We start from the raw sequence: 22,614 nt of genomic DNA on the forward strand, positions 1-22,614 counted from the left end.
GCATCGGATGTCCCTCTTCCGGGTCGCGGTCGGCGTTGTCGGTGCCACGGTCCACAATGGTCCGCGTCAGATCAACCTTGTTGGTGAAGGAGCCGCAGCCGCGATGGCCCGCCGCAGCACGAAGACACCGCCGCCGGACGACGCGTTCGAGGAGCGAATCCTCGACATCGACGTCGTTGACGAGATGCAGGGCTCCTTCCTCGAGTACGCGTACTCGGTGATCTACTCGCGCGCGCTGCCCGACGCCCGCGACGGCATGAAGCCCGTGCAGCGGCGCATCGTCTACCAGATGAACGAGATGGGCCTGCGGCCCGACCGGGGCTTCGTCAAGTGCGCCCGCGTCGTCGGCGAGGTCATGGGCAAGCTGCACCCGCACGGCGACGCGTCCATCTACGACGCGATGGTCCGCATGGCGCAGCCCTTCTCCATGCGCGTGCCGCTGGTCGACGGACACGGCAACTTCGGCTCCCTCGGCAACGACGACCCGCCGGCCGCGATGCGGTACACGGAGTCGCGGATGGCGCCGGCCGCGCTGCTGATGACGGAGTCCATCGACGAGGACACCGTCGACTTCGCGCCCAACTACGACGGCCAGGAGCAGGAGCCGGTCGCGCTCCCCGCCGCGTACCCGAACCTGCTGGTCAACGGCGCCTCCGGGATCGCGGTCGGCATGGCCACCAACATGCCCCCGCACAACCTGGCCGAGGTCGTCGCGGCCGCCCGCCACCTGATCCGCCACCCGAACGCGGACCTGGAAGCGCTGATGCGCTTCGTGCCCGGCCCCGACCTGCCCACCGGCGGCCGGATCGTCGGCCTGTCCGGCATCAAGGACGCGTACGAGACGGGCCGCGGCACCTTCAAGATCCGCGCGACGGCCACCGTGGAGACGGTGACGGCGCGCCGCAAGGGCATCGTCGTCACCGAGCTGCCCTTCACCGTCGGCCCCGAGAAGGTCATCTCCAAGATCAAGGACCTGGTCGGCTCGAAGAAGCTCCAGGGCATCGCCGACGTCAAGGACCTCACCGACCGCAACCACGGCCTGCGCCTGGTCATCGAGGTGAAGAACGGCTTCGTGCCGGAGGCGGTCCTGGAGCAGCTCTACAAGCTGACGCCGATGGAGGAGTCCTTCGGCATCAACAACGTGGCCCTGGTCGACGGCCAGCCGCTCACCCTCGGCCTCAAGGAGCTGCTCGAGGTCTACCTCGACCACCGCTTCGACGTGGTCCGGCGCCGTTCGGAGTTCCGCCGCGGCAAGAAGCGCGACCGGCTCCACCTGGTGGAGGGCCTGCTCGTCGCGCTCCTCGACATCGACGAGGTCATCCGCCTCATCCGGGAGAGCGAGAACTCGGCGGAGGCCAAGGAACGCCTCATCGAGCGCTTCTCGCTGAGCGAGATCCAGACGCAGTACATCCTGGACACCCCGCTGCGCCGGCTCACCAAGTTCGACCGCCTGGAGCTGGAGAGCGAGCGCGACCGGCTCAACGGCGAGATCGACGAGCTGACCGGGATCCTGGAGTCCGACGCGGAGCTGCGCAAGCTGGTGTCGGCGGAACTGGCGGCGGTCTCGAAGAAGTTCGGCACCGACCGGCGCACGGTCCTGCTGGAGTCGGCGGGCGCCCCGGCCGCGGCCGTGTCCCTGGAGGTCGCGGACGACCCGTGCCGGGTGCTGCTCTCGTCGACCGGTCTGCTGGCCCGCACGGTGACGGAGGACCTGCCGGCCGAGACGGACGGCAAGCGTGCCAAGCACGACGTGATCGTCTCGGCGGTGGCGGCGACGCAGCGTGGTGACGTCGGCGTGGTGACCTCGGCCGGCCGGCTGCTGCGGGTCGCGGTGATCGACCTGCCGCAGCTGCCCGACACGGCCGCGGCGCCGAATCTGGCGGGCGGGGCGCCGCTGTCGGAGTTCGTCACGCTGGAGGCGGACGAGACGGTGGTCTGCCTGACCTCGCTGGAGGAGGCCTCGCCGGGTCTGGCGATCGGCACCCTGCAGGGCGTGGTCAAGCGCGTGGTCCCGGACTACCCGGCGAACAAGGACGAGCTGGAGGTCATCTCCCTCAAGGAAGGCGACCGGATCGTCGGCGCGACCGAGCTGCGTACGGGCGAGGAGGACCTGGTCTTCATCACCTCCGACGCCCAGCTGCTGCGCTACCCGGCCTCCCAGGTGCGGCCGCAGGGCCGTCCGGCGGGCGGTATGGCCGGAATCAAGCTGTCGGCGGGCGCGGAGGTGCTGTCCTTCACGGCGGTGGACCCGGCCGTGGACGCGGTGGTGTTCACGGTCGCCGGTTCGACCGGGACGCTGGACGCCTCGGCCGGCACCTCGGCCAAGCTGACGCCGTTCGACCAGTACCCGCGCAAGGGCCGTGCCACCGGCGGTGTGCGCTGCCAGCGCTTCCTGAAGGGCGAGGACGTGCTCGTCCTGGCCTGGGCCGGTGCCACTCCGGCCCATGCCGCGCAGAAGAACGGCACTCCGGTGGACCTGCCGGAGCCGGACCCGCGCCGTGACGGCTCGGGCACGCCGCTGCCGAAGCCGGTCGCGGTGGTGGCCGGCCCGGCGCACCAGGGCCCGGCGAGCCGGGTTCCGGCGAACTAGCGCCAGGCGAGCCCGGGGGCTGTCCGGCGGTCAGGGCCGGACAGCCCCGGCCGGCTCCCCGGGCCCGGGCACCGGGCCCGGATCCGGACCGCACGCCGCCTGTTCCGCGCCGTCAAGGCGCGGGGCCAGGGGTCCTGGGTCCTGGCGGCGGTCGGCGCCGATGGCCCGGAGCCCGCCGAGGTCCGCGTACCGGCCGGCGCGTGACCCTGCACCACTGCCGACGGCGCACGAGGACGCCGGCCTCGGCGCGGCACCCCACGGCGACCCCGGTGGGCGACCTCGGCGGCGACGCCGGCGGCGACCTCCTCGGCGACCTCGGCGGCGACGCCGTCCTAAAGGGTGCCGGGCTCGGTCTCCGGCTCGTCCTCGCTGCCGGGCACGTACCTCAGGACGCCCCACATCGCGGTCTCGTCCGGCACGTCGTGCGGACCGTTCAGCTCGCAGCCGGCGAGCTCCTTGCGCAGGGCCGCCGCGTCCACGCCGGAGCCGATGAGGACGAGCTGGGTGAGCCGCTCCTCCCCGGCCGGCCACGGCTCGGGATAGAAGCGCAGGAAGCGGCCGACGGCGTGCACGGTGTAGCGGTTGGCCGGATCGGCGGCGCCGAAGTCGACGAAGCCCTTGATGCGGTAGAGCCCTTCGGGGCGCGAGTCGAGGAAGGCCATCAGCCGGCGCGGGTGCAGCGGCGTCGAGGCCGTCAGCGACACCGACTCGTACGCGGCGTGCGGATGGGCGTGGCCCCCGGCGCCGTCGACGTCCTCGCCCTCCTCGCCGTACAGGATGTCCTCGATCGACATCTGGCCCTCGATCTCGCCCTCGGGCACCACCCGGTCGAAGAGCAGCTCCGGGTCGATCCGTCCGTGCGCCGAGGCCACCACGGCGGCGCGCGGGGCGAGCGCGGAGACCTCCTCGCGTACGGCGGCGAACCGATCGGCGGGCACCCGGTCGGCCTTGTTGACGACCACGAGGTCGGCGGCGGCGAGATGGCGGTCGGTCTCCGGGTGGCGGGCGCGGGTCGCGGCGAACTCCGCGGCGTCCACGACCTCGACCAGCCCGCCGTACACGATCCGCTCGTTGTCGCTGGCGAGCACCATCCGGACGAGTTCCTGCGGCTCGGCGAGGCCGCTGGCCTCGATCACGATCACGTCGAGGCGCAGCTCCGGCCGGGTGAGCACCTCCAGGTACTCGTCCAGCTCGCTCGCGTCCACCGCGCAGCACAGACAGCCGTTGCCGAGCGAGACCGTGGAGCCGACCTGTCCGGCCACGGTCATGGCGTCGATGCCGATGTCACCGAAGTCGTTGACCATGACCCCGATCCGCGTTCCGCGCGCACTGCGCAGCAGATGGTTGAGCAGGGTGGTCTTCCCCGCCCCGAGAAACCCGGCCAGGACGACGACGGGGATCTGCTGGGTGGTCAAGGGTCATGCCTCCGGGCCATCGGTGCCTGCGACTGCGAAGCCCCCAGGATAGGCAGGCCCCCGCTCCACTCCCGGCAGCGGCATTTCCGGTCGGCGCCCTCGTCCCCGTACCGTTTCCGCCATGAGCCCCGCATCCGCCTCCCGCTCGCGGCGTCCCGTGCGGCCTCCCGTGCGCAGGCGCAGGATCGGGTGGCCGCGGCGGGTGTTCTCGCAGGTCCTGCTGATGCAGCTGGCCATCGCGACGGGTGTGACGGTGCTCGCGACCGGGCTGTTCCTCGCCCCGCTCAGCGCCCAGCTGGACGACCAGGCCATGCGCCGCGCGCTGGCCATCGCGCAGACCACCGCCTCGCCGCAGGTCGCCGCCGACCTGGCGGCCACCAGGCCTTCGGCGCAGGGGCCGGTGCAGGCGGAGGCGGAGCGGATCCGGCGCTCGACCGGGGCCGAGTACGTGGTGGTGATGGATCCCCGGGGGATCCGCTGGTCGCACACCGACCCCGCCCAGATCGGCAGGCGCGTCTCCACCGACCCGAGCGAGGTGCTCGCCGGGCACGAGGTGATGGAGATCGACAGCGGCACCCTGGGCCGCTCGGCTCGCGGCAAGGCGCCGCTGCGGGACCGGCGCGGCGAGATCGTCGGCGCGGTGTCCGTCGGCATCGAGTACGACAGCGTCCGCGACCGGCTCGTGGCGGCGATCCCCGGCCTGCTCCGGTACGCCGGCGGTGCCCTGGCGGCGGGCGCGCTCGCCGCCTATCTGATCTCCCGCAGGCTCCAGCGGCAGACCCACGACCTGGCCTTCTCCGACATCTCGGCGCTGCTCGCCGAGCGCGAGGCGATGCTCCACGGCATCCGCGAGGGAGTCGTCGCCCTCGACGGCCACGGACGGATCCGGCTCATGAACGACGAGGCGCAGCGGCTCCTCGGCCTCGGACCGGAGGCCACCGGCCGGCCTCTGGAGGAGGTGCTGGGCGCCGGCCGCACCGCGGACGTGCTCGCGGGCCGGGCGACCGGCGAGGACCTGGTCACGGTGCGCGGCAGCCGGGTGCTGATCGCCAACCGGATGCCCACGCACGACGGCGGCGCCGTCGCCACCCTGCGCGACCGCACCGAGCTGGAGCGGCTGGGCCGCGAGCTGGACTCCACGCGCGGACTGATCGACGCCCTGCGCGCCCAGGACCACGAACACGCCAACCGGATGCACACCCTGCTCGGCCTGCTCGAACTGGAGATGTACGACGAGGCCGTCGAGTACGTCACCGAGGTGGTCGGTGTGCACCGGGCGACCGCCGAACAGGTCACGGAGAAGGTCCACGACCCGCTCCTCGCGGCGCTCCTGGTCGGCAAGGCCGCCGTCGCCGCCGAGCGGGGCGTCTCGCTGCGCGTCGCACCCGGGTCGCTGCTCCCGGACCGGCTGGTGGACCCGCGTGAGCTGGTCACGGTGGTCGGCAACCTCGTCGACAACGCGCTGGACGCCGCGTCCGGCACTCGCCACGCGCGCGTGGAGGTGGATCTGCGCACCGACGGCCGGACGGTGGTGCTGAAGGTCGCGGACAGCGGCTCCGGTGTGCCCGACGAGCGGCGCGAACTGATCTTCACCGAGGGATGGACGACCAAGGAGCCGCCGGCCCACGGCAAGCGGGGCCTGGGGCTCGCCCTGGTGCGCCGGCTCGCGGAGCGGCGCGGCGGCAGCGCCCGGGTCGGCTCCGGTGCGGACGGCGGTGCGGAGTTCACCGTGGTGCTGCCCGACGCGCTGGGCGAGGCGGACGAGGAGCGCGTGCCCGACGACGAGCGCGTGCCTGACGACGCGCGCAGGCCTGATGTGGAGCGCGTGGCCGACGACGAGCGCGGGCCGGATGGGGAGCGCGGGCCCGACGGGGAGCGCGGGCCCCTGGCCGCGGAGGAGGCGCGGTGATCGGCGTCCTGGTCGTCGACGACGACGTGCGGGTGGCGAAGGTGAACGCCGCGTACGTGACGAAGGTGCCGGGCTTCCACGTGGTCGGCGTGGCCCACTCGGCGGCGGAGGCGCTGGACCGGCTCGCCGAGGCGGAGCCTCCGGTGGACCTGGTCCTGCTCGACCACTACCTCCCGGACGGGAACGGTCTCGGGGTCGTACGCGAGCTGCGCGCCCTGGGCCGGCAGTGCGACGTGATCATGGTGACCGCGGCCCGTGACGTGGCCACCGTCCAGGCGGCGATGCGGCACGGGGCGCTGCAGTACCTGGTGAAGCCGTTCGGCTTCGCCGGGCTGCGCGCCAAACTGGAGGCGTACGCGGCGCTGCGGCGGACCCTGGACGTCGGCGGCGAGGCCGAACAGGCCCAGGTGGACCGGATCTTCGGGGCGCTGTCGGCGGGCGCGGTCGAGCCTGATCTGCCCAAGGGGCATTCCCCGACGACGGCCGAGCTGGTGCGTCAGGTGCTGCTCGCCGCGGACGGGCCGCTGTCGGCGCAGGAGATCGCCGAGCGGGCCGGGGTGAGCCGGCAGACCGCCCAGCGCTATCTCAAGCTCCTCGAGCGCACCGGCCGGGTGCGGCTCTCGCTGAAGTACGGCGAGACGGGCCGTCCCGAGCACCGGTACGTGTGGGAGAGCCCGGCCACGCGCTGAGCGCCGTCACACGGCCCCGGCTCCGGTGAGGGCCCGCACCTCCGTCTCGGCGTACCGGGCCTCGTCCGGCGGTTCGGGCGAGGTGACGGTGCCGAGCCAGCCCGCGAGGAAGCCGAGCGGGATGGAGACCACGCCGGGGTTCTGCAGCGGGAAGAGCTGGAGGTCGACGCCGGGGAACAGGGACTCGGGGCTGCCGGAGACCACCGGCGAGACCACCACGAGCAGCACCGCCGGGACGAGTCCCCCGTAGACCGACCAGACGGCGCCCCGGGTGGTGAACCGGCGCCAGAAGAGCGAGTAGAGCAGTACGGGCAGGTTCGCGGAGGCTGCGACGGCGAAGGCGAGGCCGACGAGGAAGGCCACGTTGAGGTCGCGGGCGAGCAGCCCGATGCCGATCGCGGCGATCCCGATCCCGGCCGCGGCGATCCTGGCGACCGTCACCTCGCTGTACTGCCTGGCGTGGCGGCGGCGCAGGGAGGCGTAGAGGTCGTGCGCGACGGAGGCGGAGGAGGCGAGCGTGATGCCCGCGACCACCGCGAGGATGGTGGCGAAGGCGACGGCGGCGACCACCGCGAACAGCACGGTGCCGCCGGTGGATCCGGCACCGCCGCCGAGGTCGAGGGCGAGCAGCGGCACGGCGGTGTTGCCGGCGCTACTGGAGGCGCGGACGGTGTCGGGGCCGACCAGCGCGGCGGCGCCGAAACCGAGGACGATCGTCATCAGGTAGAAGCTGCCGATGAGGCCGATGGACCAGACGACCGAGCGGCGGGCGGCGCGGGCCGTGGGCACGGTGTAGAAGCGGGCCAGGATGTGCGGGAGTCCCGCGGTGCCGAGCACCAGGGCGAGGCCGAGGCTGACGAAGTCGGCCCGGGAGGTCCAGTCGCCGCCGTAGCGCAGGCCCGGGGCGAGGAAGTCCCGGCCGTGTCCGCTGCGTTCGGCCGCGGTGGTCAGCAGCTGGTCCACGTCGAAGTGGAAGCGGAGCAGGACGAGCACGGTGAGGGTGATCGTGCCGGCCATCAGCAGGACGGCCTTCACGATCTGGATCCAGGTGGTGGCCCGCATGCCGCCGAGCGACACGTACACGACCATCAGCGCGCCGACGCCGATCACGGTCCAGGCGCGGGCGGCGTCGCTGGTGCCGCCGAGCAGCAGGGCGACCAGGCTGCCGGCGCCGACCATCTGGGCCACCAGGTAGAGCACGGAGACGGTGACGGAGGAGGCGCCGGCCGCGATCCGGACGGGCCGCTCGGCCATTCGCGAGGCCACGACGTCGGCGAGGGTGAACCGGCCGCAGTTGCGGACGAGTTCGGCGACGAGGAGGAGGACGACCAGCCAGGCGACGAGGAATCCGACGGAGTAGAGCATGCCGTCGTAGCCGAAGAGCGCGATGAGGCCGGAGATGCCGAGGAAGGAGGCGGCGGACATGTAGTCGCCGGCGATGGCGAATCCGTTCTCCATGGGCGAGAAGAGCCGGCCGCCGGCGTAGAACTCCTCGGCGGAGCCGCGGCGGTTGCGGCTGACCCAGGTGGTGATGCCGACGGTGACCGCGATGAAGGCGCTGAACAGCAGCAGCGCGAGCGTCTGGTGGTTGCCGGTCACTGCCGCACCCCTCGGGTCATCTCCTGGGTGTCCCAGCGCAGTTCGAGGGCGGCGCCGTCGCGGCGCAGCCGGGCGTGCCGGGCGTAGGCCCAGGTCAGCAGGAAGGTGGTGGCGAACTGGCCGAGTCCGGCGACCATGGCGACGTTGACCGCTCCGGCGACGGGCCGGGCCATGAGCCCCGGCACGGCCGTGGCGGCGACGACGTACGCCAGGTACCAGACGAGGAAGGCGAGGGCGGCGGGGAAGGCGAACCGGCGGTAGCGGCCGCGCACCTCCTGGAAGGCGGGGCTGCGCTGGACCTCCAGGTAGATGTCGGCGGCGCTGGGGGCGGCCTGCTGCCGGGGAACGGTGTCCGGCGCGGCCCCGGCGTCGTCGGTCGGATCGTGCTCGCCCCAGCCGGCTGCCAGCTCGTCGTACCAGGGGTCGTCGAACCGTACCGTCGCGGGGTCGCGCCCTTCCTGCTTCTCCACAGGCGAACTCTCCTTGTCAGCGAACCGTTTCGGCCGCGTGCCCAAGGATGGACAGAGCGGGAAGATCCCGGACTCTTCTCCCGTCCCTTTTCACCCCATGGTGTGAAGAAGCCCCCGACGCGCGCGTGGCGCCGGGGGCGGTGTCCTGAGGGTGGCCGTCAGGCGTCGATGCGCGAGCGGTCCAGGGTCGCCGCGGAGCTGGTGATGAACTCCTTGCGGGGCGCCACGTCGTTGCCCATGAGCAGGTCGAAGACCTGCTCGGCCGCCTCCAGGTCGCCGATGTTGATCCGGCGCAGGGTGCGGTGGCGCGGGTCCATGGTGGTCTCCGCCAGCTGGTCGGCGTCCATCTCGCCGAGACCCTTGTAGCGCTGGATGGAGTCCTTGTAGCGGACGCCCTTGCGCTGGAACTCGAGCAGGGTCTGGCGCAGCTCGTTGTCCGAGTACGTGTAGACGTACTTGTCCTGGCCCTTCTTGGGCTGGATCAGCTCGATGCGGTGCAGCGGCGGCACCGCGGCGAAGACCCGGCCCTGCTCCACCATGGGCCGCATGTAGCGCTGGAACAGCGTCAGCAGCAGCGTGCGGATGTGGGAGCCGTCGACGTCGGCGTCGGTCATCATGATGACCTTCCCGTACCGCGCGGCGTCGATGTCGAAGGTGCGGCCCGAGCCCGCTCCTATGACCTGGATGATCGCTCCGCACTCGGCGTTCTTGAGCATGTCCGAGACGGAGGACTTCTGGACGTTGAGGATCTTGCCGCGGATCGGCAGCAGTGCCTGGAACTCGCTGTTGCGGGCGAGCTTGGCGGTGCCGAGCGCGGAGTCTCCCTCGACGATGAAGAGCTCGCTGCGCTCGACGTCGTCGCTGCGGCAGTCGGCGAGCTTGGCGGGCAGCGAGGAGGACTCCAGGGCGGTCTTCCTGCGCTGCGCCTCCTTGTGCTGGCGGGCCGCGATGCGGGTGCGGGCGGCGGCGACCGTCTTCTCCAGGACGGCGCGGGCCTGGGCCTTGGCGTCGCGCTTGGTGGAGGTCAGGAAGGCCTTGAGCTCCTTGCTCACGACGTTGGCGACGATCCGGCGGGCCGCGGAGGTGCCGAGGACCTCCTTGGTCTGGCCCTCGAACTGCGGCTCGGCGAGGCGCACGGTGACGACGGCGGTGAGGCCTTCGAGGGCGTCGTCCTTGACGATGTCGTCCTCGGCCACGCGCAGCAGCTTGGCGGAGCGCAGTACCTCGTTGACCGTCTTGGTGATCGCCTGCTCGAAGCCGGAGACGTGCGTGCCGCCCTTGGGCGTGGCGATGATGTTGACGAAGGAGCGGACCGTCGTGTCGTAGCCGGTGCCCCAGCGGAGGGCGACGTCGACGCCGAGCTCACGGGTGACCTCGGTCGGGGTCATGTGCCCGCGGTCGTCGAGGACCGGGACGGTCTCCTTGAAGGTGCCCTGGCCGGTGAGGCGGAGCACGTCGCAGACGGCCTTGTCCTGGGCGAGGAACTCGCAGAACTCGCTGATGCCGCCGTCGAAGCGGAACGTCTCCTCGCTCTTGCCGATCCCCTCCAGGTCGCGCTCGTCGCGCACGACGATGGTGAGGCCGGGGACGAGGAAGGCGGTCTGCCGGGCGCGCTGGTGCAGCGTCTCCAGGGAGAGCTTGGCGTCCTTGAGGAAGATCTGGCGGTCCGCCCAGTAGCGCACGCGGGTGCCGGTGCGGGTCTTGGGCACGCGCTTGCCCTTGAGGAGGCCGCTGGACGGGTCGAAGGGGCTGTCGGGGCCCTGCTCGGTGAAGATGCCGGGGACACCGCGGCGGAAGCTGATCGCGTGCGTGGCGCCGTTGCGGTCGACCTCGACGTCGAGGCGGGCGGAGAGCGCGTTCACCACGGAGGCGCCCACGCCGTGGAGACCGCCGGAGGCCGCGTACGAGCCGCCGCCGAACTTTCCGCCGGCGTGCAGCTTGGTCATGACGACCTCGACGCCGGACAGGCCGGTCTTGGGCTCGACGTCGACGGGGATGCCGCGGCCGTTGTCCCGGACCTCGACCGAGCCGTCGTCGTGGAGGATGACGTCGATGTGGTCGCAGTAGCCGCCGAGGGCCTCGTCGACGGAGTTGTCGATGATCTCCCAGAGGCAGTGCATCAGGCCGCGGCTGTCCGTCGACCCGATGTACATGCCGGGGCGCTTGCGGACGGCTTCGAGCCCTTCGAGGACGAGCAGGTGCCGCGCGGTGTAGTTGGAACCGTCACGGTCTGCGGTCAGCAGCGCACTGGACGGCACGGACGTCTCGGCGGTCACGCGGTTCGCTCCTCGCTGAATTTGAAATCTTGGCCTGGTGGGTAAGGCCTGGGCCCGGTCACCGGTCAGAGGGTACCGATGCCTGGTAGAGCCGTTGTCACGCCACCCTCCTGATGCCTCATGCTAGTCCAGCGTCGTATGGATGTTCGATCCCTCGATGGGGTGACGTGAACATCACGTTCCCTTCCAGGCATGAACCATTTAGGGTTCGGGCACGTCCTCATGAACAACCGGCAACCCGCCGGAGGGACACGACCACACACAGCAATGCGAAACCCGTAGAGCGAAGCAATACGGCTCATTCGCCGCCAACCGGCAGCAGACAGCCACCTTGCGAAGAAGTTTCGAGGAAAAGCCACGAGCGGGAACGTTTTCGGCCTGGTTGGATGTTGACCCTGGTACGACAGCTCGTCGAGCTAGAGAAGAGGCGACGTTGACTACTGTTCTGACCCCCGCGAGCCCCCTGACGGCCGCTGACCGCTGCGACCGCTGCGGCGCCCAGGCATACCTGCGTGTCGTTCTCACCAGCGGCGGTGACTTGCTCTTCTGCGCCCACCACGGACGCAAGTTCGAGCCGGAACTCAAGAAGATCGCCGCTGAGATACAGGACGAGACGGACCGGCTCACCGACGTGCCGGCCCGGACGATGGGTGACGAGCACTGACGCTTCGCAGCCACGACGAGCCAGGAGCCGGTTCCTGACGACCGGCCGACGGGCGGCCACTCCCGCAGCACCAGGGGGGTGGCCGCCCGTTCTCGTACCGTCACGGGCCGTTGACGCCGCGTCACGACGCCGCTCTGCGGCGTGGCGGCGGCTCCCGACGTCGGCTCAGATGCGGCTGGGCAGCACCACAGGGACCCGCGTGTAGACCCCGGGGTTCTCCGCCTGCCCGCAGCCGCTCCCCCACGACACCAGACCGATCAGCCGGCCCTTGGCGACCAGCGGCCCGCCGCTGTCCCCCTGGCAGGCGTCCCTGCCGCCGCCCGGGTCTCCCGCGCAGAGCATCGTGTCACCGCGGTACGAGGCACCCGGACCGCCCGGGTAGGCCCGCTCGCAGGACGCGTCGGGCAGCACCTGCACCCGCGCGGACCGCAGCGACATCGCGTACGTCCCCTTGCCGGTGGTGTCGCCCCAGCCGTACACGGTGGCCGCCGTCCCCGGCGCGAGCGCCGCGTCGTCGGGCCGGGCCACCTCGATCACGTACGACGCCGGCAGCGCCTTCTCCAGCGTCAGCACCGCCAGATCGCCGGAGTTGCTCCACCGGTCGTAGTCCGGGTTGATCCAGGTCCCGGAGATCCGCACCTCCTGGCCGCCCTGCCCGCGCAGCGAGGTGCGTCCCGCGATCACCTTGAAGTCGGACAGCTGCCACGGCTCGCCGCCCAGCACCTCGCGGCCCAGGCAGTGCGCCGCGGTGAGCACCTTGGTGGGAGCCACGACGACCCCTCCGCAGAACTGGCCCGCCCGCGTACCTCCGAACCGGTCACGGCTGGAGAGGGCCACGACCCACGGCGCCTCGGTGATCCGGGTCGGCTGCCCGCCGACCACGACGCTGTCGGCGGCCGCTGGTGCCGCGGCGGCGAGCGGTCCCGCCGCCGCCGCGATCAGGCCCAGGGCACCGGTCAATGCTCGGGCGATGGGACGACGCATGGAGCCTCCTGACTCTCCGGTGATGTCGGTTCACCCAGCGTCGTGCAGCCGGGCCTTCCGTGCACCCGCGCACACGCCGAAGGGCCCGGCTCCCCCGTGGGGAACCGGGCCCTTCGTTCGTCGTACGCGTCCCTCGTCCGGGTCTGCCGACGGGCAGGCTCAGTCGAGGTAGTCGCGCAGCACCTGCGAGCGCGACGGGTGACGCAGCTTCGACATGGTCTTCGACTCGATCTGGCGGATGCGCTCACGCGTCACGCCGTAGACCTTGCCGATCTCGTCGAGCGTCTTCGGCTGGCCGTCGGTCAGGCCGAAGCGCATGGAGACCACGCCGGCCTCACGCTCGGAGAGGGTGTCGAGCACCGAGTGGAGCTGCTCCTGGAGCAGCGTGAAGCTGACCGCGTCGGCCGGGACGACCGCCTCGGAGTCCTCGATGAGGTCACCGAACTCGCTGTCGCCGTCCTCGCCCAGCGGGGTGTGCAGCGAGATCGGCTCGCGGCCGTACTTCTGGACCTCGATGACCTTCTCGGGGGTCATGTCGAGTTCCTTGGCCAGCTCCTCCGGGGTGGGCTCGCGGCCCAGGTCCTGGAGCATCTGGCGCTGCACGCGGGCGAGCTTGTTGATGACCTCGACCATGTGCACCGGGATGCGGATGGTGCGGGCCTGGTCGGCCATGGCGCGGGTGATCGCCTGACGGATCCACCAGGTGGCGTACGTGGAGAACTTGTAGCCCTTGGTGTAGTCGAACTTCTCGACGGCGCGGATCAGACCCAGGTTGCCCTCCTGGATCAGGTCCAGGAAGAGCATGCCGCGACCGGTGTAGCGCTTGGCCAGCGAGACCACCAGACGGAGGTTGGCCTCCAGGAGGTGGTTCTTGGCGCGGCGGCCGTCCTCGGCGATGATCTCCAGCTCGCGCTTGAGCTTCGGGGCGATCTTGTCGGAGTTCGCCAGCTTGTCCTCGGCGAACAGACCGGCCTCGATGCGCTTGGCGAGCTCGACCTCCTGCTCGGCGTTGAGCAGCGGGACCTTGCCGATCTGCTTGAGGTAGTCCTTCACCGGGTCCGCGGTGGCACCGGCGACGGCGACCTGCTGCGCGGGCGCGTCGTCCTCGTCCTCGTCGGACAGGACGAAGCCCTTGCTCTCGCCCTCGGTCTCTTCCTCGTCCTTGCCGGGCGCGACGTCCTCGAGCAGGTCCTCGCCCTCGAGGAGCTCGTCCTCGTCCTTCTTGGCGCTGGTCTTCTTCGCCGCCGTCTTCTTGGCGACGGTCTTCTTCGCCGCCGTCTTCTTGGCGACGGTCTTCTTGGCGGCCGCCTTCTTGGCCGGGGCCGCGGCCTCGTCGGCCGGGTCCGCGCTCTCGGCCGCCGGGGCCGCACCGGCGGCCGAGACGGTCTTCGTCACGGTCGTCCTGGCGGTGACGGTCTTGGTGGCGGTGCGCTTGGCCGGGCTCTTCGCTGCGACGCTCTTGCGGGCGCGCTTCGGCGACTCCGCTGCACTGACCATCAGCGTCACACCCTCTTCCTCGAGGATCTGATTGAGGCTGCGCAGAACATTCTTCCACTGGGTTGGCGGAATCTGGTCAGCCTCGAAGGCCCGACGCACGTCATCGCCGGCGATCTGCCCATCAGCCTTTCCCCGCTCGATGAGCGCCATCACAGACTCGGACTCGGCGATCTCCGGCGGGAGCGTACGGGATGTGCTGGCCGACACGAACAACCTCTCGGAACGATGGAAAACGGCTTCCGGCCCCGCCCTGGATCGGGCCGGAGCCGACGACCGTCGGGCGGGAATGTGCCGACGGCGCGGGCTGGACCGGGGAACTGCACAGCGCCACGAGCGGCTGCTGTATTCCTTCCTCGGCTGTCACCTCTTAGGTCATCGCGCAGCTTCGAGGAGTGTTACGCCCAATCCGCGTGGCCCGAGTCACACCTCATTTGCGGCGAATCCGCCATGAACCGTCCGAAACGTCACAGGATCCCACCGCCGGGCCCGGGCGCACCCGGGGGCGGTGTCCGCCCCCGGGCTCCGCTCGGGTCCGGCGGCACGCGATGCGTGCGTCACGGCACTGCTGGCCACGGCTCGGGGATCAGTTCCCGCGGGGAGCCGGCACGACGCGCTCCACCTCGGGGTGGACGGTCAACAGCTGGCGCATGGCCGTCTCGGCGCCGAGGGCGTCGCCGGCGGCGAGGGCGTCGACGATCCGGGCGTGGTGCGCGAGGCAGCTCTCGCCCGGGCGGTCGCAGCCGGTGGCGGGGGCCCCGGAGACCTGGAGCGCGGCGGCGACGATGCCGGAGAGGTGCTCGAGCATCCGGTTGCCCGCGAGCTGGATGAGGAGCGCGTGGAACTCGGCGTCGGCGCGGGAGAAGGTGATGCCGTCGCCCTGGGCGTACGCGTGGCTCATGATCTCGACCATGTCGGAGAGGCGCTGCTGGACGTCCTCGCGGCCGTGACCGGCGGCGAGGCGCGCGGCGAGGGGCTCGATGGTCCAGCGCAGCTCGTTCAGCTCGCGGCGCTGATCGTCGCGCTGCGGGCCGAAGGCGCGCCACTCGATGATGTCGGGGTCGAGCAGGTTCCAGTCGCTGACCGGACGGACGCGGGTGCCGACGTTGGGGCGGGCGCTGACCAGGCCTTTGGCCTCGAGCACGCGCAGCGACTCGCGGACCACGGTGCGCGACACCTCGAAGCGCTGGCCGATCTCCTCGGGGACGAGGGGACGGTCGGCGCCGAGGTCGCCGGAGACGATCATCTGGCCGAGCTGCTGGACGAGCTGTCCGTGGAGCCCGCGGCCGCGGCTTCCGGCGGCCCTGCGGCCGACCCGGCCGAGGTCCTCGGTCGCCTCCCAGGCCGGCGGGCCGACGCGGTCGGCTCCGGGCGCCTCCGCGTAGGGGTAGCGGTCGAGATCACCCGGGGCGCCGAGGCCGGACTCGACGGGGCGGGCGGGGGTCATCATCGTGTGCGCAAGGGTACTCACGCATCCTTTGTCGGCGTGGCTCCGGTGCCCCTTGAGGTCTTTGGTGAAAAGCACACGAAAGGGTGATCGGCACCCCATGCGCAATTGACGATTTATCGGACATAACCGGCAATTTCCAAGGGAGTTGCCGCTGAAACGAAAACTTTCGAACCAAAGATGATCACCAACGGGCGCGGCTGTGGCGGCCGGTGAGCACATAGGCGCAGAGCAGGACCGTCAACGTCAGCCCCAGGGCCACTCCCACGGGCTGTCCCACCACCCGCAGCGCCCCCATCACCCAGCGGTCGGCGGCGGACGACCACTCGATGCTGGCGAACTCCCTCAGACGTGCCGGGAGTCCGGCGACGGTACGGCCCGGCACTCCCGCGAGCACCCGCTGCAGCGGCGGGGCGAAGACCACCGGCACGGCGAGCACGGCGGCGACACCGGCGGCCGCGGCCCGGAAGACCCCCGCACCGAGCAGCCCGGCCCAGGCGCAGCCGACCACCAGGCCGAACCAATTCGCGCACAACGTGGGCCAGTTCGGCGGTACGGGCACCAACTCGCCGCCGTAGACGAACCGCAGGGCCTCGAGGTCGGCCACGACCACGAGCACCGCGAGGAACGCGCCGACGGCCGCCGAGACCGTCAGTTTCGCGAGGAGGAGGCCGAGCCTGCGGGGAACGGCGCCGCGTCCGGTCGTCAGCGCCGGGTAGCGGTACTCCTCACCGAAGGAGAAGGCGCCGAGGAGCCCCGCGCCGAGCGCCGCGGGCGGCAGCGGCGAGACGGCCGGCCAGCCGGCCAGGACCGCGGGCAACGGCGTCCGCCCGCTGCGCGCGAGCAGGACGGCCAGGGTCACGGACACCATCAGCACGCCCGCGGCGACGAGCGGTGTGGACGGCACGCCGAGGAGGCGGCGGACCTCGTACCGCAGCGGGCGGAGCGGGGAGCGGCGGGGCGCCCGGTGCGAGCGGGGCGCCCGGCCGGGCGTCTGGGCAGGGCGGGCGGACCGGGCCTCGCCGCCGGCGGGCCCGGAGTCCCCGGCCGGGGCGTCCGGGGCGGAGGGATCCGAGACGGTGGCAATCGAGGCGGAGGCATTCGAGGCGAAGGCATTCGAGGCAGAAGGATCGGGGACGGGCGGGGCGGGCGGCTGCGGGGTGGGGCGGGTGTCGCCGGTCTCGTCGGCGAGTTGGTGGATGAGGACGCCGTTGCGGAACGCGCTCTCGCCGACGCTCGCGCAGTCGCTGCCGTAGACGGAGAGCCGGTTGCCGCCCTCGGTCACCACCTCCACGGGGCGCCGGGCGGCACGGGACTCCTGGGTGAGGACGGCGGCGAGCCGGGCGGCGTGCGGGGTGCGGACGGCGACCCTGGGGCGCAGCCGCGTGCGGGCGAACTCCGCGGCGTCCTGGTCGGCACGGAGGCGCCCGGCGTCGAGGGTGACGACCCGGTCCGCGTTGCGGGCGGCGTCCTTGGGGTCGGCGGTCGTGTAGAGGACGGTGCCGCCCTCGTCGGCATGGGTGCGCAGGATGTCGTACAGCCAGGCGCTCTCGCGTACGGAGAGCCCGGCGGCGGGCTCGTCGAGCAGCAGCGTGTGCGGGTCGCCCAACAGGGCCGAGGCCAGGCCCAGTCGTCGGTCCATGCCCCGCGGCAGGGTGCCGATCCGCTGGTCGTGGACGCCGGTGAGTCCCACGACCCGCAGCATGTCGTCCGCGCGGGCGCCGGGGACCCCGGCGGCGGCGCAGAGCATGCGGAGCTGGCTGCGCAGGGTACGTGAAGGGTGGCCGGGGACGTCGCCGAGCAGCACGCCGACCTCCCGGGCCGGGTGGGCGACGCGGTGCAGCGGGCGGCCCCGGAAGTAGGTGATGCCACGGCCCGGTTCGAGCTGGAGCATGAGGCGCAGGGCCGTCGTCTTGCCGGCGCCGGCCGGCCCGAGCAGGGCGGTGACGGTGCCGGGAGGGGCCTCGAAGGTGAGGTCGTCCACGGCGGGCGGGCGATCCCGGCGGGGGGTGCTGGTGAGTCCGATGGCCTGGAGCATCGCTTCTCTCGCGGGTAGGTGAGACCGCTCCGCGGCAGGGCGGCTATCCCAGCAAGATAACGCCACATTTCGGACTTTTGGCGCAGGGTTGGCGGCGCGGAGCGGCCTCGCACGCGCCGGTCAGACCTCCGGGCGGAGCATCGGCGGGTTCAGCAACGTCGCTCCACCAGCACGGAACAACTGCGCCGGCCGGCCGCCCTGCCGCGTCGTGGTGCCGCCCGCCGGAACCAGGAAGCCGGGCGTGCCGGTCACCTTGCGGTGGAAGTTGCGCGGGTCCAGGGCCACTCCCCAGACCGCCTCGTAGACCCGGCGGAGCTCGCCGACCGTGAACTCCGGCGGACAGAAGGCCGTGGCCAAGGACGAGTACTCGATCTTGGAACGGGCGCGCTCCACGCCGTCGGCGAGGATCCGCGCGTGGTCGAAGGCGAGCGGCACCGGCTGCTCACCCTCCCGCTCGGCGGCGCCGTCCTGACCGATCAGCTCCTCGACCGGCGCCCAGCGGGCGCTGTTGGCGTCCCCGCCCGCGCGGGGCGCGGGCAGGTCGGGAGCGAGCGCGAGATGCGCCACGCTCACCACACGCATCCGCGGATCACGGTCCGGCGCCCCGTACGTCGCCAGCTGCTCCAGGTGCGCGCCGTTGCCCGGCTCGGGCTGCGGGGTGCCCGGGTCGTGGACGCACAGTCCGGTCTCCTCGACCAGCTCGCGCGCCGCGGCGGCGTCGAGATCCTCGTCGTCACGCACGAACCCGCCCGGCAGCGCCCAGCGCCCCTGGAAGGGCGGCTCCCCCCGTTTCACGATCAGGGCGCACAGCGAGTGGCGCCGCACGGTGAGCACGACCAGATCGACGGTGACAGCGAAGGGCGGAAAGGCCGACGGGTCGTAGGGAGACATGCCCGTGATCATAGTCGTCTTCCTGACGATAAACACGTCCGCCGGAAGGATCCGCCCCCACTTCTTCACGCGTCCGGTCACACACCCAGCTGCAGGCCGGGGGCCGCCTCCTCGACCATGCCCAGACCGAGCCGGCCGACGCGCGCCGCGAACGGCGCACCGGCGACCACCAGGCCCGACAGCCGCACCTCGCCGAGCGGGGCCGAGCGCACGGGATGCAGCGCGACCGTGCGGCCCGGGACGTCCGGACGGATCCCGAGAGCGGCGGTCAGAAGGTGCACACCGGACGCGGCGGCCACCGCGGCGGGACGGCACGCGGCCGGGTGCGGCACCGGCGGGGCACCGGACGTACGCCGCTCCCCCGCGTACATCTCCGGCAGCCGGAACTCGAAGGCCTCCGCGGCATCGAGCGCGCCGCGCAGCAGAGCGGCGGCCTCGCTCTCGTACCCGGCCGCGGCGAGCCCCGCGACGGCGATCGCCGTCTCGTGGGTCCGCACCGCTCCCGACCGGTGCCCGAACGGCTGATAGCCCGGCTCCTTCTCCCCGAGCCCGCGCAGGCCCCAGCCCGAGTCCAGAGCCGGGGAGGCGAGCAGCCGGGCCAGCCGCTCCGTCCGCGCCTTGTCGAGCAGCCCCGGCGCGGGCCGGCCGGCGGCCGTGAGCCCGGTGTCCAGGAGATGCGCGGCCCAGCCGCCCAGCTGCGGCACCGGCCGTCCGTCGGGCAGACGGGCGAGCAGCGGACGACCGCCCGCAGGGTCGTCGAGCCAGAACCGGGCACGGAACCGCTCGCGCAGCGCACGGGCCCACTCCCGCCACCCGTCCCCGCCGGGCCGCCCGCAGGCGTCGAGCAGATCGGCACCGAGCACGGCCGCGCGGTGCGCGTGGGCCTGGGTCTCGGCCCGCGCGGGCCCGGCGGGCCACGGGTCGGGCACGAACCCGCTGTCGTCGACGACACCGCGCAGCCAGTCGAGGCAGCGCTCCGCGGCGGGCAGCAGTTCCGCGAGGTCCTGGTCCGGCAGTCCCCAGCGCCGGGCCTCGGCCAGCACGGCGGGGAAGGCGAGCGTGGCCTCGACACCGGTGCACCGGGGCGGCAGGAGAGGGCCCGCGTCCCGGAGCGGCCCGGGGATGCGCCCGGCACCGGGGCCGGTGCCGCCGAGCTGCGTGCGGGCGAGGGCCCGCAGGGTGGTCGCGGCGAGCCGGGTGCCCAGCGGGAGCGCCATGCGCGCGGCCCACAGGGCCTCGGCGGTGACAGGTCCACAGCGCCACGGGATCCCGGCCGCGAGGTGGACGTCGGCGGGATGCGCGGGATCGCGCTGGAGGAGCGCGCGCAGATCGGCGACGCAGGCGCGCAGCAGCGGACCGAGACGAGGATCGTCGCCTTCGGCGGCGGCGTCGGCGAGGACGTGCCCACCGGGCCGCCCCGCACCGGGCGGCTGCTGCCGGCCGGCGCGCTCGCCGCGGACCCGGAGGGTGAGGACGAAGGGGGCGCCGGGAGCCGGTTCGGCGTCCCAGCGGAGCACTCCGGCCGCCCCCAGCGCGTCGCTGGGCGGCGGGTCGGCCGACACGGTGACGGCGGTCCCGTCGGCGGCCGTCCAGCGGAGTCCGGTGCCGTGGACGCTGGCGGAGAGCTCGGGCCCCGGCCGCCCGGCCGCCACCGCGCCCAGGTCCGCGAGATCCGTGCCCAGAGCGAGCTCCACGGGGATCCGCACCGGCCGGAGGGCGGAGCTGCGCAGGGTGATCCGCTCGGTCCCGTCCGCGTCGCGGCTGCGCTCGACGACGAGGCCGGGGTCGGGCCCGAGGTCCCCGGGCGCGCGCAGGACACCCACGAAGTCGGCTCGCTCCGCACCGGACGCGCGGCTCTGAAGCGGGAGGGGTTCGCGTCCGGCGACGCGCAGGACGCAGCGCGAGAGGAGCCTGCGCCCGGCGAGGAACACTCCTTCGAGGCCGGCGCCGGTGAGCTGTCCGTGCCGGGGACTGACGGCAAGGGCGGGCAGGGCGACACCGACGAGGGCGTCGTGGGCGGCCGGCAACTCGCCGTGCCGGGCCGCCGCACCGCCCGGTCCTTGTGGTGTCGCTCCCGGGTGGGACCGGTGTCCGGTGGAGGGTCCGGGGGCCTGGGCGGGGCTGGGGGCCATGACGGGTGCGCGGCGCTCTCTGTGCGGTCCTGACGGCCCGGCAGGGCCCGGACGGGGCCGTGACCGGGTCCTCGCGGCCGGTCCCGGCGGCCCGCCGGTCCGGCCGGGGGTCGGCGGACCGGCTCCTGCGGGACCGCCACAGAGGTGAACGCCGCTCCGGCCCGGCGGGTCACGGCCCTCATGTCCCGCTCCTCGCCCCACGCCGCCCCGTCCGCCGCACCGCGGCCTTCCGGGGCGAACGGAGTTCGGCCGCCCGCGCCCCTGTCCGACGTGCCGCCCGCCGGGCCGTCTGCCGCGCCCGCTGCCGCTGCAGGGCCCGCGCCGCCGCGGAAACCCCCGGACGCTCCCGGCCGGCGCCGTTGCGATCGGACGGGCCGCCGCGATCGGACGGCCCGCGGCGGTCGGCACCCGCACCAGGACCGGCGCCGGGACCAGCGTCGGCGCTGGCACCTGCACCGGAACCGGTAACGACGTCGGAACCGGAACCGGCGTCGGGACCGTCATCGGAACCGCCGACAGTGCCGGTGCCGGTACCGGTACCGGTGTCAGCGCCGGAACCTGGACCGAGAGCCTTGCCGAGGTCGACGCCGGAGCCGGAAGCGTGACCAAGGCCGGGACCACAGCCGGGATCGAAGCCGGCATCGAGGGCGGGTTCCCTGGTGTCCACCCTTCGCCGCCGTTCGGCGGCCAGGCGCGCGTCGCGCTCCTTCCGCAGGCATTCGCGCAGCGCCTCGGGGTCGAGCCCCTCGTTGCACGCCTGGTGGAGCAGCCGGGCGAAGAGGTAGTCGGGGTCGGCCTCCAGAGCGAGCCCGAGGGCGACCCGGGCGGAGGGCTCGTCGCCGGTGGACCAGGCGACCCAGCCGGCGAGGGTCAACGGGGCCGCGGCGTACTCCTCGTAGGGCGGCACGCAACGCCGGGACAGCGCGCGCCAGAGCCGTAGCGCGGGAGCGGCCTCCGGGCCCTCCATCCACTCGGCGGCCTGGTCGCGGGTGTCGCGGTCCTGGAGTCCGAGGATCAGGGCGGCGGCCTCGTCGGGCGTGAGCAGTCCGTCGTCCCTGGCGTCCGACGTCGCCGTGCCCGTCGGAGGGATCGTGAGCACATGACCGGTGAGCCCCGGCCGTGCGGCGCCCGGGCCGCCCGTGGGCCGGGGCACCGGAGTCTCCGGCGACCCGGAGAACCGCTCGATGAGGCGCCGGGCCAGGCCGAGGGTGGTCTCGCGCGTCTCCCGCCGGCCGACGCCGCTCGCGGGCCCGTCGAGGATCCTCGGCACGATGACCGTCGCGGCCTCGTTCAGCGCGGCTCGCTGGGCCGCTTCGTTCTCGGCCCCCGCCGGCCTGAGCCGGGCCTCCATCTCCTTGAGGGTGCCGCGCACCTGGATGCCCGCGTAGGCGGCGGACGCCGCCATCACCGACGTACCGGAAAGGGCCAGAGGTGTGCCGTCGGGCGGACAGCAGCGGGCGTCCGGGCAGCAGTAGGAGAAGTAGAGGCCGTCGGAGATGCAGAGGGCTTCGAGGACCGGGACGTCGAGCGCCCCGCAGGCGGTGCGCAGGCGCTGGGCGAAGGGACGCAGCCGCTCCATCACCCGTCGGCCCGTCTCGCCGGGCCCTGGGTCCTGGCAGAGGAAGACGACGATGGCGTCGGGGCGGTCGCCGCGCCGGCCGGAGCCTTCGACGAGGCATTCGGCCAGATGCTCGGCGATGGCGGGCCATTCGCGCGGCGAACCGGGAATGCCGACCCTGACCCGGCCGCCGAAGCGTCCGTGCTCACCGTGGAGGGCGACGAGGACGACGGAGTCGCTGGGATGGAAGCCGAGCATGAACGGCAGCGCGTCGGCCAGTTCGGCCGGGCCGCGCAGCGTGATCTGCTCGGTCGCTGACGGTCCGTGAGCGCCGCGAGAGCTGTGGGATCCATGAGACTCGTGCGAGCCATGGGAGTCGTGGGATCCATGGGAATCGTGGTGGTTCGTGTTCATGGTCACGACGGTCCCGCGATCGCCGCGATCGCGAAACCCCTGTG

General features: G+C 72.9%; 15 protein-coding genes. 4 read left to right on the forward strand and 11 right to left on the reverse strand.

Annotated features, from left to right (window positions below):
- The first annotated feature begins 103 nt into the window (after positions 1–103).
- A complete protein-coding gene (locus ACFWJO_RS27070; RefSeq protein ID WP_386869147.1) occupies positions 104–2,590 on the forward strand; it encodes a DNA topoisomerase (ATP-hydrolyzing) subunit A in 2,487 nt (828 codons plus the stop codon).
- Between the two features lie 332 nt (positions 2,591–2,922).
- Here the strand turns inward: ACFWJO_RS27070 and ACFWJO_RS27075 are convergent, their stop codons facing one another.
- Positions 2,923–4,005: a CobW family GTP-binding protein gene (locus ACFWJO_RS27075; protein ID WP_386869149.1), complete on the reverse strand. Its 1,083-nt coding sequence runs from the start codon at positions 4,003–4,005 to the stop codon at positions 2,923–2,925.
- A 121-nt stretch (positions 4,006–4,126) separates the two neighbouring features.
- On the opposite strand from ACFWJO_RS27075, the gene ACFWJO_RS27080 reads away from it, so the two are divergent.
- Entirely contained in the window at positions 4,127–5,914 is a 1,788-nt protein-coding gene (locus ACFWJO_RS27080; RefSeq protein ID WP_386869151.1) for an ATP-binding protein, read from the forward strand.
- A complete protein-coding gene (locus ACFWJO_RS27085; RefSeq protein ID WP_386869153.1) occupies positions 5,911–6,603 on the forward strand; it encodes a response regulator in 693 nt (230 codons plus the stop codon). The genes ACFWJO_RS27080 and ACFWJO_RS27085 overlap by 4 nt, the downstream gene beginning before the upstream one ends.
- 6 nt (positions 6,604–6,609) lie before the next feature.
- On the opposite strand, the gene ACFWJO_RS27090 is transcribed toward ACFWJO_RS27085, so the two are convergent.
- The 3 genes from ACFWJO_RS27090 to ACFWJO_RS27100 all read right to left on the reverse strand — a co-directional run bounded on the left by ACFWJO_RS27090 (position 6,610) and on the right by ACFWJO_RS27100 (position 10,948).
- Complete coding sequence (locus ACFWJO_RS27090; RefSeq protein ID WP_386869155.1) at positions 6,610–8,202, reverse strand: cation acetate symporter; 1,593 nt, start codon at positions 8,200–8,202, stop codon at positions 6,610–6,612.
- Positions 8,199–8,672 (reverse strand): DUF485 domain-containing protein, encoded by a 474-nt coding sequence (locus ACFWJO_RS27095; protein WP_386869157.1) that lies wholly within the window; start codon positions 8,670–8,672, stop codon positions 8,199–8,201. The genes ACFWJO_RS27090 and ACFWJO_RS27095 overlap by 4 nt, the downstream gene beginning before the upstream one ends.
- A gap of 158 nt (positions 8,673–8,830) precedes the next feature.
- On the reverse strand, positions 8,831–10,948 hold the full coding sequence (locus ACFWJO_RS27100) for a type IIA DNA topoisomerase subunit B (RefSeq protein ID WP_386869159.1): 2,118 nt from the start codon (positions 10,946–10,948) through the stop codon (positions 8,831–8,833).
- 433 nt (positions 10,949–11,381) lie between these two features.
- On the opposite strand from ACFWJO_RS27100, the gene ACFWJO_RS27105 reads away from it, so the two are divergent.
- The gene (locus tag ACFWJO_RS27105; RefSeq protein ID WP_046910811.1) at positions 11,382–11,612 is read left to right on the forward strand and encodes a hypothetical protein; all 231 of its coding nucleotides are present in this window, start codon (positions 11,382–11,384) and stop codon (positions 11,610–11,612) included.
- Positions 11,613–11,777: 165 nt separating this feature from the next.
- On the opposite strand, the gene ACFWJO_RS27110 is transcribed toward ACFWJO_RS27105, so the two are convergent.
- The 7 genes from ACFWJO_RS27110 to ACFWJO_RS27140 form a co-directional block, all read right to left on the reverse strand.
- Positions 11,778–12,596 carry a serine protease gene (locus ACFWJO_RS27110; RefSeq protein WP_386869161.1) on the reverse strand — a complete coding sequence of 273 codons (819 nt, stop codon included), beginning with the start codon at positions 12,594–12,596 and terminating at the stop codon, positions 11,778–11,780.
- A gap of 159 nt (positions 12,597–12,755) precedes the next feature.
- Positions 12,756–14,300 (reverse strand): RNA polymerase sigma factor, encoded by a 1,545-nt coding sequence (locus ACFWJO_RS27115; RefSeq protein ID WP_386869163.1) that lies wholly within the window; start codon positions 14,298–14,300, stop codon positions 12,756–12,758.
- 376 nt (positions 14,301–14,676) lie between these two features.
- Entirely contained in the window at positions 14,677–15,561 is an 885-nt protein-coding gene (locus tag ACFWJO_RS27120) for a FadR/GntR family transcriptional regulator (protein ID WP_386869165.1), read from the reverse strand.
- Between the two features lie 160 nt (positions 15,562–15,721).
- Positions 15,722–17,575, reverse strand: coding sequence for an ATP-binding cassette domain-containing protein (locus tag ACFWJO_RS27125; RefSeq protein ID WP_386869167.1), 1,854 nt, complete (start codon positions 17,573–17,575; stop codon positions 15,722–15,724).
- Positions 17,576–17,695: 120 nt separating this feature from the next.
- Positions 17,696–18,466, reverse strand: coding sequence for an NUDIX domain-containing protein (locus ACFWJO_RS27130; RefSeq protein ID WP_384415186.1), 771 nt, complete (start codon positions 18,464–18,466; stop codon positions 17,696–17,698).
- 77 nt (positions 18,467–18,543) lie between these two features.
- Positions 18,544–20,598, reverse strand: coding sequence for a glycogen debranching N-terminal domain-containing protein (locus ACFWJO_RS27135; protein WP_386869169.1), 2,055 nt, complete (start codon positions 20,596–20,598; stop codon positions 18,544–18,546).
- A gap of 178 nt (positions 20,599–20,776) precedes the next feature.
- Entirely contained in the window at positions 20,777–22,570 is a 1,794-nt protein-coding gene (locus ACFWJO_RS27140; RefSeq protein ID WP_386869171.1) for a DUF4192 domain-containing protein, read from the reverse strand.
- Between the last annotated feature and the right edge of the window lie 44 nt (positions 22,571–22,614).

This window comes from Streptomyces sp. NPDC127092 (genome assembly GCF_042722475.1).
Taxonomy (GTDB): Bacteria; Actinomycetota; Actinomycetes; order Streptomycetales; family Streptomycetaceae; genus Streptomyces.